10 protein-coding genes are annotated in these 11992 nt (G+C 41.8%); 4 read left to right on the plus strand and 6 right to left on the minus strand.

All coding sequences use genetic code 11. The features are described from left to right. The coding region (locus ACT8YW_RS09000; RefSeq protein WP_444104678.1) for an RNA-binding S4 domain-containing protein at positions 1-407 on the plus strand (407 nt) is incomplete at its 5' end. 134 nt (positions 408-541) lie between these two features. Here the strand turns inward: ACT8YW_RS09000 and ACT8YW_RS09005 are convergent. The 6 genes from ACT8YW_RS09005 to ACT8YW_RS09030 all read right to left on the minus strand — a co-directional run bounded on the left by ACT8YW_RS09005 (position 542) and on the right by ACT8YW_RS09030 (position 9698). Next, a complete protein-coding gene (locus tag ACT8YW_RS09005) occupies positions 542-967 on the minus strand; it encodes an HIT family protein (RefSeq protein WP_004302057.1) in 426 nt (141 codons plus the stop codon). 49 nt (positions 968-1016) lie between these two features. After that, positions 1017-3290: a cation:proton antiporter domain-containing protein gene (locus tag ACT8YW_RS09010; RefSeq protein WP_444104679.1), complete on the minus strand. Its 2274-nt coding sequence runs from the start codon at positions 3288-3290 to the stop codon at positions 1017-1019. Positions 3291-3441: 151 nt separating this feature from the next. Further along, on the minus strand, positions 3442-4527 hold the full coding sequence (gcvT, locus tag ACT8YW_RS09015; protein ID WP_004302054.1) for a glycine cleavage system aminomethyltransferase GcvT: 1086 nt from the start codon (positions 4525-4527) through the stop codon (positions 3442-3444). Between the two features lie 61 nt (positions 4528-4588). Beyond that, positions 4589-5812 carry a peptidase T gene (gene pepT, locus ACT8YW_RS09020; RefSeq protein WP_444104680.1) on the minus strand — a complete coding sequence of 408 codons (1224 nt, stop codon included), beginning with the start codon at positions 5810-5812 and terminating at the stop codon, positions 4589-4591. A gap of 152 nt (positions 5813-5964) precedes the next feature. Beyond that, positions 5965-7374, minus strand: coding sequence for an amidophosphoribosyltransferase (locus ACT8YW_RS09025; RefSeq protein ID WP_444104681.1), 1410 nt, complete (start codon positions 7372-7374; stop codon positions 5965-5967). Between the two features lie 164 nt (positions 7375-7538). Next, positions 7539-9698 carry a glycoside hydrolase family 97 protein gene (locus tag ACT8YW_RS09030; RefSeq protein ID WP_444104682.1) on the minus strand — a complete coding sequence of 720 codons (2160 nt, stop codon included), beginning with the start codon at positions 9696-9698 and terminating at the stop codon, positions 7539-7541. Between the two features lie 268 nt (positions 9699-9966). Here ACT8YW_RS09030 and ACT8YW_RS09035 point away from each other — a divergent pair, with 268 nt between their 5' ends. From ACT8YW_RS09035 to crcB, 3 genes are read left to right on the plus strand one after another with little or no spacing between them, the layout of a single operon-like run. Beyond that, on the plus strand, positions 9967-10800 hold the full coding sequence (locus ACT8YW_RS09035) for a M23 family metallopeptidase (protein WP_074635639.1): 834 nt from the start codon (positions 9967-9969) through the stop codon (positions 10798-10800). 10 nt (positions 10801-10810) lie between these two features. Continuing rightward, positions 10811-11587 (plus strand): hypothetical protein, encoded by a 777-nt coding sequence (locus tag ACT8YW_RS09040; RefSeq protein ID WP_444104683.1) that lies wholly within the window; start codon positions 10811-10813, stop codon positions 11585-11587. A gap of 18 nt (positions 11588-11605) precedes the next feature. Then, positions 11606-11983: a fluoride efflux transporter CrcB gene (gene crcB, locus ACT8YW_RS09045; protein WP_004302048.1), complete on the plus strand. Its 378-nt coding sequence runs from the start codon at positions 11606-11608 to the stop codon at positions 11981-11983. Positions 11984-11992 lie beyond the last annotated feature (9 nt).

Consider the following 11992-nt stretch of genomic DNA (forward strand, 5'->3'; position numbering starts at 1 on the left):
CAAGAATAGATAAATGGATGTGGGCTGTCCGCATCTTCAAGACACGTACGATTGCGGCAGAAGCCTGCAAGAAAGGACGTATTACCATTAACGGTTCGCTGGTCAAAGCTGCCCGTATGATAAAACCGGGTGATGTTATTCAAGTGAAGAAACCACCTATCACATACTCATTCAAGGTATTACAACCGATTGAGAAACGTGTAGGAGCTAAACTGGTATCGGAAATGATGGAAAATGTAACGACTCCCGATCAATATGAATTACTTGAAATGAGCAAAATCAGCGGATTCATAGACCGGGCACGTGGAACCGGACGTCCGACCAAGAAAGATCGCCGGGAACTGGAAGAATTTACAACTCCAGAGTTTATGGATGATTTTGACTTTGATTTCGATTTTGAAGAATAGGATAAATAGAAAAACGATGAATCGTAAACAATGAACGGTGAACAGACTGCGTTATATCCACAGGATTGTTCACCGTTCATTGTTTACGATTTGTATAGCTTACCACTTATAGAGTTGCAGTTCACCCTTTCTTTTTACAGATTTGCTTTAACAGCATCAATCAGTTCCTGATATTCTGCGTCAGTTAGATAAACCTTTCCCGGGTTCATCTGGAATATACCTCCATAATCAGGTCCATCCACATATTTAGGTGCTAAATGAAAATGCAAATGAGACAATTTATCCGAGTAAGCACCATAATTAATCTTTTCCGGCTGGAAAGCTTTTTGCATGGCACGAGTGACACGCGCTACATCTGCCATAAAAGCATTACGGTCTTCATCACTCAATTCATTCAAATCGTTCACATGGTCTTTATAAGAAACAAGACAACGTCCACGGTAAGTTTGTTCCTTAAACAAAAACACACGTGACACACTCAATTGCGCAATCTCAATCATCAGATTATGCAGCGTTTCATTGTTCTGGCAATACAGACATTCTTTCGGATCACTCTTCATGATATTATTATTTTAAGTTTTTATCGTTGCAAAAATAAGTATTCCATCCTTATCCGGCTTGTACTTTTTCGTTTTTTTGATCGACTAATTGGTACACATCCTCTTTTTCGCCTACCACCCAAACAACATCGCCTTCTTCGAGCGGAACATTTACATCAGGAACCATCAGTGTACCGTCTTCACTTTCAACACCGGCTATCATACAATGATATTTGTCGCGGATACCCGATTCACGAATCGTTTTACCCAGAAAAACAGAATCACTGTCAATGATAAACTGCTTCAAAGCCATCTCGCTCTTTTCATAAACTTCCCAGTCTATCTTCGCTCCGTTTTGCATCGCCTCATTAAACACACTTAATTGTTCATCCGTCCCTATCACCTGTATCTTATCCATTGGAAACAGACGAACAGAACCACCGGGGATATTAATCCTCCTCTTTCCACGAAGAATAGAAGCAACATGAACTCCAAACTTCTTCCCCAAGTTCAGCTCCATCAATGTCTTTCCCGCCCAACTGGATTCACCCGGAATTTCCATATCGGCAAGATGCAAATCATGCGACAACAAACGACCGGCATACTCCGGCTTTTTCTCTCCCAGATACTCTGCACGTACATCTCTGGAACGGAGATTCTGGAAAAAACGACGTTCAATCAATATCGATTGCTTTTTCAAACGGCGAGACCATACCATCAACAATACAATAAGTACAGCCACTCCAATAATCAATCCGATAGACGCCTTAAATAATCCGGAAATAACAAAGATGACAAAAAGTGCCGCTATCATAATACGAATCACGATTGTCGATACCAGCGGCGCGCGGTTGGCACGGCTATCATGCCATAAGGTCATAAACTCAACCGAATGATTTTTCTTCACCATAATGGCACGCAAGAAAGGAGCAATACACAGAATCATAAATACCGCTCCCAACAACGATGCCCAGAAATGAGGCAGATTCTCTTTAAAGAATGGCACAACAAAACGAAAAGAAAGTGCAATAATCGACATACTGACAATTGAATAAACAACTGTTATACGTACCATTGACAAGATTAGCTTCTTCCACAAATTCTCGTGATTCAGAGCTGTTTGCGAACCGGAAGAATAACGCATCATTATTTTTTTCCATGATTCCGGAAGATGAGCATCCACAAAAGTAGAAGCCGGCTCGGCAAAACGAATCATATAAGGAGTCAGGAAAGTAGTAATCACAGAAACCGCTACCACTATCGGATACAGAAAATTACTCGTTACATGCAAAGAGACTCCCAAAGAAGCAATAATAAACGCAAATTCGCCGATCTGCGTTAAACTAAAGCCGCATTGCATAGCCGTCTTTAAAGGCTTTCCGGAGAGAATAACACCGAATGTACCAAAAACGGCCTGTCCCAAGATAACAGCCAAAGTAATAACTATAATAGGTACGGCATATTCTACAATCATTGCAGGATCCACCATCATACCGACCGATACGAAAAAGATAGCTCCAAAAAGATCCTTTACCGGTTTCACCAGCCGGTCTATGGATTCCGCTTCGATTGTTTCCGCCAGAATAGATCCCATTATAAATGCACCAAATGCAGCAGAAAATCCTGTATGAGCCGCCATCACTACCATACCGAAACAAAGTGCCAACGACACAATAAGCAGAGTCTCCTCTCCCATCAATTTCCGGCAGCGTTTCAAGAATTCAGGAATCAGATAGATACCGACAACAAACCACAGAATAAGGAAAAACAATAATTTCCCGATACTCTCCAACATCTCGGTACCTTCAAAATGTTGGCTTACCGCCATAGTGGAAAGCATCACCATTAATACAATAGCCAAAATATCTTCCAAAATCAAGATACTCAACACAAGTCCGGTGAACTGCTTCTTCCTTAATCCTAAATCATCAAAAGCTTTATAAATAATAGTAGTAGACGACATCGCAATCATACCGCCCAAGAACAGACTGTCCATCCTGTGCCAGCCGAAACCCATGCCGACTCCTATTCCCAACAAAATCATACAAAAGATGATGGTACAGGCAGCAATGATGGCAGAACCACCCACCTTGACAATCTTCTTAAAACTAAATTCCAAACCAAGAGCAAACAGCAAGAAAATAACACCAATATCCGCCCAAGTCTTAATATTGGCAGTATCCATCACTGAAGGAGTATACGGCATATGCGGACTTGCCAGAAATCCGGCAACTACATATCCCAAGACCAGAGGTTGTTTCAACTTCTTAAACAACAAAGTCATAACACCGGCACAAATCAATATAAGTGCGAGGTCAGCTATAAGAGTAGGTAATTGAGACATTATTTTATCGTATTTGATGACAAAATTATATTATTTCTATGGGATAAACAACATATTTACGGATATGTTTTGCAATAACCATCATAAAATAAGTTAGCCCCGGATAGAGTCGTAACTTATCCGGGGCTATACACAATAACAAGCTTATTTTTTACTTTCTAAAAGGCGGTTTCACTACCACAGCTTTCAATTTCCGACCACGCATATCGATACAGATTTCCGTACCCACCTTACTATATTCCGGTTTCACATATCCCATACCGATACCAATCTTACGGGTAGGCGACATCGTACCGGAGGTCACCACTCCCACTTTCTCGCCTTCATCATTCACCAGTTCATAGCCATGACGGGGAATTCCGCGATCAACCATTTCAAAGCCAACCAGTTTACGGGTAACACCTTCCGCTTTCTGTTTTTCCAGCATCGGACGGTTGACAAAATCCTTGCCCTCCACAAACTTAGTGATCCATCCCAATCCGGCTTCTATCGGAGAAGTCGTATCATCCAGATCATTGCCATACAGACAGAAGCCCATTTCCAACCGGAGCGTATCACGGGCACCCAAACCGATAGGTTTAATGCCATACTCTTCACCAGCTTCAAAAATAGCCTTCCATATAGAATCAGCCGCAGACGGATAGAAATAAAGCTCAAAACCTCCCGCACCGGTATAACCCGTATTGGAGATAATCACATTCTCTTCACTTGCAAACGTTCCAACCTTAAATGTATAATAAGGAATAGTAGCAAGATCAATATCCGTCAACTTTTGCAGAACCGAAATAGCCTTCGGACCCTGTATAGCAAGTTGAGCTATGTTATCCGACGAATTTTCCAACTCGGCTCCCTCCGTATTGTGAGAAACACACCAGTTCCAGTCTTTTTCCATATTGGAAGCATTCACCACCAACATGTATTTTTCCGGTTCATACTGATAAACCAGCAAATCATCTACAATCCCCCCATCCTCATTCGGAAAACAAGTATATTGTATTTTACCCGGAGCCAGTGCCGCCACATTGTTAGATGTTATTTTCTGCAGAAAGGCCAACGCTTGCGGTCCTTTCACCCAAAATTCTCCCATGTGCGATACATCAAATACACCGACACCTTGACAAACAGTTATGTGTTCATCAATGATACCGGAGTATTCAATAGGCATATTATAACCTGCAAACTCGTGCATTTTAGCACCAAGTGCTATATGTTTCTCTGTAAACGGAGTGGTTTTCATTATTTTAAAGTATTAAGTTTTAAGTATCAGGTATTAAGTATTACCGGAGCTTACCGTCTTTTTATTTGGAAGCCACCAGTTCTGCTATTTTTACGATCACTTTCATTGCTTTCTCCATATTCTGGATAGGCACAAATTCGTAACGACCGTGGAAATTCAGACCACCGGCAAAGATATTCGGACAAGGCAATCCCTTAAAAGAAAGCTGCGCACCATCCGTACCTCCACGAATCGGTTTTACATTCGGTTTCACACCCACGGCTTCCATAGCTGCAAAAGCAGTATCGATGATGTGCATTACCGGTTCTATTTTCTCACGCATATTATAATACTGGTCGCGCAGTTCGAGTGTCGCAGTACCAGCTCCATATTCAGCGTTCATTTGAGCTACCAGACGTTCTATCTCTTTTTTACGGTTCTCAAATTTTGCACGGTCATGATCGCGGATGATATAAGACACAGTGCTTTGCTCCACATCCCCCTGAATACCGATCAAATGATAGAATCCTTCATAGCCGGTCGTATGTTCCGGTCTTTCCTGTGAGGGAAGCATCGTAATAAACTGATTGGCAAGATAGATAGAGTTAATCATCTTATCCTTGGCATATCCCGGATGCACATTACGTCCTTTAAAGATTATTTTTGCGGCAGCAGCATTAAAGTTCTCAAACTCCAACTCCCCTACTTCACCTCCATCCATCGTATATCCCCATTCGCAACCGAATTTCTCTACATCGAATTTATGAGCACCTTCACCGATTTCTTCGTCAGGATTGAAACCGATACGGATTTTACCGTGCTTGATTTCAGGATGTTCCTTCAGATAAACCACCGCAGATATAATTTCCGCAATACCCGCTTTGTCGTCGGCACCGAGCAACGTTTTTCCGTTGGTTACAATCAAGTCTTCCCCCTTATGATCCAGCAATTCCGGGAATTGCGACGGAGAAAGAATCACATTCTCTTCAGCACAAAGTACAATATCCGAGCCATCATATTTTTCCACAATCCGCGGAGTGACATCTTTACCTGTCATATCAGGACTTGTATCCATGTGGGCAATAAATCCGATAGTGGGTACTTCTTTATCTATATTGGCAGGAAGTGTAGCAAAAAGATAGCCATGCTCATCCAAAGTAATATCTTCCAATCCCAAAGATTCCAACTCTTTTTTCAAGTATTCAGCAAAAATCATCTGCTTCGGAGTACTTGGAGTAAGCCCTGTCGATTCATCAGATTGTGTATCGAAGCTTACATACTTTAAAAATCTGTCTACTAAAGTCATATTGTTTTAATTACAAGTTACTAATTACAATTTACAAATTGATAGTTTATAGTGCCGTAAAGGTAAAAAAAGAGCCGTGAATTACAAAGCAATTCACGGCTCTTTTTATTGTATACTTTTATCCGGATACTTAAATATCCTATTTGACTACTTTAAAAATGGCTGCTACCATCAAAGCAATGTGTACAAACCTTGCATTTAGGTAATCCGATAGCCTCAATCAGCGTTTCCAGTGTATTAAACTTCAATGAACTGAGACCGAAACGCTCTGCAATAATACTAACCATCTTATCGTATTCCGGAGAACCAGTAGTAGCATATTTCTCCAGGTTCTTATTCTCATCCCCTTCCAGTTCCTTGATAATACGACGGGTAATCAACTCCAATGCATTTTTAGAAGCCGAAAAACCAACAAACGGACAAGCATAAATCAATGGCGGACAAGCGATACGCATGTGCACCTCCTTTGCTCCGTAATCATACAGAATCTTCACATTGTCACGTAATTGAGTTCCCCGCACGATTGAATCGTCACAGAACAACAAACGTTTATTTTGCAGCATGGCACGGTTGGGAATCAACTTCATCTTAGCAACAAGCGAACGCATCTCCTGATTGCTCGGAGTGAAGCTACGAGGCCATGTCGGTGTATATTTTGAAATAGCACGATGGTAAGGAACCCCCTTTCCTTCGGCATATCCTAAAGCCATACCCACTCCCGAATCAGGAATACCGCAAGCACAATCCACTTCCGATTCATCTGTCTGTCCCATTTTCAATCCGCTGGTGAAACGCACTTCCTCTACATTCTTTCCTTCATAACAAGAAGTCGGGAAACCGTAGTACACCCACAAAAACGAGCAAATCTGCATATCCTCATTGGGCTTGCGAAGCTGGTCAACATGATCGTCATACATACGGACAATCTCACCGGGACCTAAATATCTCTCAATCTCATAATCCAGATTCGGAAAACTGGACGATTCGCTCGTTGCAGCATAAGCACCGTCTTTCCTTCCAATCACCACCGGAGTACGTCCCCATCGGTCACGGGCAGCGATGATACTACCATCTTCCGTCAGAAGCAACATCGAACAAGAACCCTTAATGTGCTTAAACACATGTTCGATACCTTCCACAAAAGTTCTGCCTTGTATAATAAGTAATGCGATAAGTTCCGTCTGGTTGGTGTTGCTCGAACTAAGTTCGGCGAAGTGCATGTTTTGACTGAGAAGTTCTTCTTCCAATTCCTGGATATTGACTATTTTAGCGACTGTGACAATGGCGAAGCGCCCGAGGTGAGAATTGATGATGATAGGTTGTGCGTCTGTGTCGCTAATGATGCCGATGCCGGCGTTTCCTTTGAATTTGTCCAGTTCTCCTTCAAACTTGGTTCGGAAATAAGTACTTTCCAAATTGTGAATGGAGCGTATAAAACCTTTTTCCTCACTATATGTTGCGAGTCCTCCTCGCTTGGTACCCAGATGTGAGTTATAATCTGTGCCGTAGAATAAATCAGTCACGCAGCTAGTTTTCGAGACTGTTCCGAAAAAACCTCCCATGTTGTTCTCTTTATTGATGATGTTTTAAAAAAGATGGCGCAAAAGTACAAAAAAGAATTCGTCCTATAAAAAAAGCGCTCCGCAAAGTTTTAGTTTTCTTTGCGAAGCACAACTAATATTTATTAAAAAGCGGGGAATCCGGAAACAATCTTTTTACCGGAATCTTATTTCCATTTCTTGATCGTTTTCAAGTCAGCGGGAGTTGCTTCAATCAAACTTACTGCAAATCCTCCGCTACGTGCCAGCTTCACAGACATCTTATTCTTGTTTGTAACAAGTCCTTTTTTTATCTGGTAAGAAGTAGGATTCTTTTCAAAATCCGCCTCCTTTCCGTCAGCATAAAGAGTAGCTACATATTGTTTTCCCGGTTCGAGAAAATCAAGTGTAAAAGCAGAAGTACGGGGATTCTCATCGGTGATACCACCTACAAACCAGTTATCAGTACCTTTTGCCTTACGTGCTACGGTAATATAATCTCCCGGTTCCGCTTCCAGATACTTGCTGTCATCCCAATCAACGGCTACATCCTTGATAAATTGAAATGCATCCATGTGACGTTCGTAACTCTCCGGAAGGTCGGCTGCCATTTGCAAAGGACTGTACATCGTTACATAAAGTGCCAACTGTTTTGCCAAAGTTGTACGTACAAAACTGTGGTCGCCTGACAGGAAAGAAAGTTTTGTATCAAAGATACCCGGTGTATAATCCATCGGTCCACCAATCTGACGGGTGAAAGGAAGCAAGGTGGTATGGAACGGCTTATTCCCTGCAAAGGCTTCATATTCCGTGCCACGAGCCGATTCATTACCGAGCAGATTCGGATATGTGCGACATAATCCTGTCGGACGGGTTGCTTCGTGAGCATTTACACAGATCTTATATTCGGCCGCTTTTTCCACCGCATATAAATAATGATTGTTCATCCACTGTCCGTAATGATGTTCTCCACGCGGAATAATATTACCTACATACCCGCTCTTCACAGCATTGTATCCGTTATCTATCATAAACTGATAGGCCTTATCAAGATGACGCTCGTAGTTACGTACAGAAGCGGAAGTCTCGTGATGCATCATCAGCTTCACTCCTTTTTCCTTTGCATACGCATTGAGCATCTTCACGTCAAAATCAGGATACGGAGTTACGAAATCAAAGACATAATCCTTCGAATTTCCGAACCAGTCTTCCCAGCCTTCATTCCAGCCTTCCACCAATATCTGGTCGAATCCATGTTCCGAAGCAAAGTCAATGTAACGCTTCACTTTGTCATTATTGGCCGCATGACGTCCGCTCGGTTTTGTTTTGGAATAATCCGTCTGTCCCAGTTTCACAGAATAAACATCATCCGTGTACGACCAGGAACTTTTTCCGGTAATCATTTCCCACCACACACCGATGTATTTCACCGGCTTAATCCAGGAAACATCTTCGTAGGCACAAGGTTCATTCAAGTTCAAAGTCAATTTGGAAGCCAGAATATCACGAGCATCATCACTGACAATCACCGTGCGCCAGGGTGAACGGCAAGGCGTTTGCATATAACCTTTATCCCCTTTTGCATCAGGAGTCAGCCATGATTCAAAAATCAGGTTCTGATCGTCAAGGTTCAGATGCATACAAGAATAATCAACCAAAGCCGCTTCATGCAGATTGATATACAACCCGTCGGCTGTCTTCATTTGCAAAGATGTCTGCACACCTGTTGGTGAAAAAGGAGTTTGAGAAGCATTTGGAGTAATTGCCCCTTGCAACAATCCGCGAATCTCTGAAAGCTTGGATTCGGTATAGTCATATTCCTGCGTATCATAATCGCCTGGAATCCAGAATGCCGTATGATCGCCGGCCATAGCAAACTGCGAATGTTCTTCTTTTATAACGAAGTAATTCAGATTCTTTTGCTGCGGGAACTCATAGCGGAACCCCAAGCCATCATTATAAAGACGAAAACAAATAATCAGATTACGATCTTGCGCCTTTTGATTCAGGGTAACAGCCATTTCATTATAATGGTTGCGGATCGATTTCACCTCTCCCCACACTGGTTCCCATGTTTCATCAAAAGCAGAAGTTTTAATATCGGCCAGAGTGAATCCATTCATCAGTCCGGGATCATTTTTCAATTCCAGTCCCAGTTTCGAAGGTTTAATCACCTCTTTTCCTTTATAAGAGAGTTCATACACCGGTTCTCCTTGCATGTTGACAGAGAAATTAAGTTTTAATTGTCCGTCTGGAGAAGTGATACTTTCGGCCTTTGCTGATGTGCCGAAGAAAAAAGAGAGCAACAGGCAGACCCATATTGCAGTTCCTATTTTCATGTTCTTCATGATATAAATGAGTTAGTTAATAATCGTATGGCAAAGATAGACAGGAAACAATAGAGGTGTTTTTCTTTATAAAGAAAATATAGAAGGATATAGAAGTTAAAACGGGATAAACATTTAAATATAAAGCAGATAACAAATCCAGAAGCTAGAAAAAATATAGTGTCTATGGTGAAGAATTTAAAAGGATTAAAGACGCATATTACATAATCTTTCTATATTTGCAACGTATTATCCCAACTATATCAATAAACACTTTACTATTTAGAATATGGCACAGCACCTTAAATTGATCGCTCTATTGATTTTCACATTGTCCGCCAGCTACACTTCCGCGCAGTCTTTACGTAAACTGCTGGAACGTCCATACGGTATCATCGAGTCAAAATGGGAAAAAGATGCTCAGGGAGCTACCGAACTCAATTACTACAATGAAGACTATTGCGACTATTATCTGTATCGTGCCAACGACCGTTCCTACAATTTAAGTAACGGAAAAAACACTATATTTAAAATAGAAAAGAACGCACAGGTAGACAATCCGTTTAAAAGTGCCTCTTCTTATACGTTCTACCGGGGCAAGTTTCCTAAAGATTTCAATATTCAGACTCCTTATGCTTTACCCGTAAAAAACAATCAAAAGACAGCCTGGAAAACCGATCCGCGTGAACCATTCAAGACCTTGAATTTTCACATCAAACAAGGTGATACAATCTACGCCACCCGCAGCGGAATAGCCTGTAAAACCACCAATCCGCAACAGCTGCTCATCTATCATCCCGATCAGACTTTTGCAGCCTATCTGGTGATGAACGAGAATTTTATCGAACCGGGCGAAGAAGTACAAGTTGGACAAGCCATAGGAAAGGCAGGCCCCACAGGTGCTGCCATCTCCTTCTTTTTTCTGGATGAAAATAAGTTCAAAGGAGGATTATCATCCGGATACCCTTACTCCCACTTTATTCCTGTATTCCGCACAACTGAAGGAGATGTGAAACCGGAAGAGAAAACCATCTATCAGGCTGTGACCGACCATGACCTTATCATGCAGGACATGAGTAAACGTGATAAAAAGAAATATATGAAGCTACACAACCTGAAATAATAGATGTATCATGCGCATATTTTTACTTTTCTTCCCGGTCTTCTTTTTCTGCGGTTTGCTTCATGCCCAAACCGTAAAAGTGGAATATGGCGGTGACCCGCTTCCCGACAAAGACCGGAAGAAGATAGAACAGTTTCTTCAACATGAGGTTGATTTCTATTCACAATTCGGACTGCCCGATACGCTGAGCCTCCAACTATATGTATTTGAAAATAGAAGAGAAGCAATCGATTACTTAGAAAGTATCAATGTGTCTCTGCCTATCAAGGCAAGTGGTGCATACTCACCTAAGCTACAAAAGGCAGTCATCTTAGGACGGGAGAATGGACGGGAGAGAAGTCTTGCCATTATCTATCACGAACTGAGTCATCATTTCGTTTCGCAGATTCTCGGCAAGCGTCCTCCAAGCTGGCTTAACGAAGGACTGTCGGAGTACTTCGAACATTGCACCATTCACAAAAAAGCAGTCCGCCACACATTTACCGAATACGAACAAGGGAGAGTTCGGACGATGTATATGCTGGGAGAAGTAAACCTTCCTACATTTTTAAATAGCAGCCAGGGCAAATTTATGAAACAGCAAATGACGGACGAGCAATACTCTTATATCCTTTCGCATGCGCTTGTCACCTTCTGGATAGAGAGCGTTCCCCGCGAGATATTCAAAAAGTTCATATCCGTTCTGCAAAACAAAAATGATCCGTCAACCGTTTCAGAACAAATCAATCTTGTTTATCCCGGAGGCTTCCAGCTATTCGAAAAAGATTTTGAAGCCGCCTACAAATAATATCAATCTTTCAATCAAATGAGTAAAGAAGTTATCTATATCTTTATCGGTGGAGGAACCGGTAGTGCACTGCGTTATTTCATCCAGTTGTTAATGCACGAACGAATCGTCCCTTATCATTTTCCATGGGCCACTTTCACGGTCAATCTTCTCGGCAGTTTTCTCATCGGCCTGTTCTATGCCCTTTCAGAGCGATTCCACCTTCCGTTCGAGTTCCGTTTGTTTCTGACAACGGGTTTATGTGGAGGTTTCACAACGTTCTCTACTTTCTCCAGTGACGGCGTAGGTCTGCTGAAAGGAGAATTTTACGGAGCATTTGTTCTATATACATTATTAAGTATAGGAATAGGATTAGCCGCAACGTTAGCCGGCGGATATGTGGGAAAACAGATTTAATAATTCGAA

It is taken from the genome of Bacteroides sp. (assembly GCF_052357945.1).
Taxonomy (GTDB): Bacteria; Bacteroidota; Bacteroidia; order Bacteroidales; family Bacteroidaceae; genus Bacteroides.

What these genes read in the sequence shown, in the direction of transcription:
- ACT8YW_RS09030 (WP_444104682.1), bottom strand. Translation starts at nt 9,698, where the DNA reads ATGAAGAACATGAAAATAGGAACTGCAATATGGGTCTGCCTGTTGCTC.
- gcvT (WP_004302054.1), bottom strand. Translation starts at nt 4,527, where the DNA reads ATGAAAACCACTCCGTTTACAGAGAAACATATAGCACTTGGTGCTAAA.
- ACT8YW_RS09035 (WP_074635639.1), top strand. Translation starts at nt 9,967, where the DNA reads ATGGCACAGCACCTTAAATTGATCGCTCTATTGATTTTCACATTGTCC.
- ACT8YW_RS09025 (WP_444104681.1), bottom strand. Translation starts at nt 7,374, where the DNA reads ATGGGAGGTTTTTTCGGAACAGTCTCGAAAACTAGCTGCGTGACTGAT.
- ACT8YW_RS09005 (WP_004302057.1), bottom strand. Translation starts at nt 967, where the DNA reads ATGAAGAGTGATCCGAAAGAATGTCTGTATTGCCAGAACAATGAAACG.
- pepT (WP_444104680.1), bottom strand. Translation starts at nt 5,812, where the DNA reads ATGACTTTAGTAGACAGATTTTTAAAGTATGTAAGCTTCGATACACAA.
- crcB (WP_004302048.1), top strand. Translation starts at nt 11,606, where the DNA reads ATGAGTAAAGAAGTTATCTATATCTTTATCGGTGGAGGAACCGGTAGT.
- ACT8YW_RS09010 (WP_444104679.1), bottom strand. Translation starts at nt 3,290, where the DNA reads ATGTCTCAATTACCTACTCTTATAGCTGACCTCGCACTTATATTGATT.
- ACT8YW_RS09040 (WP_444104683.1), top strand. Translation starts at nt 10,811, where the DNA reads ATGCGCATATTTTTACTTTTCTTCCCGGTCTTCTTTTTCTGCGGTTTG.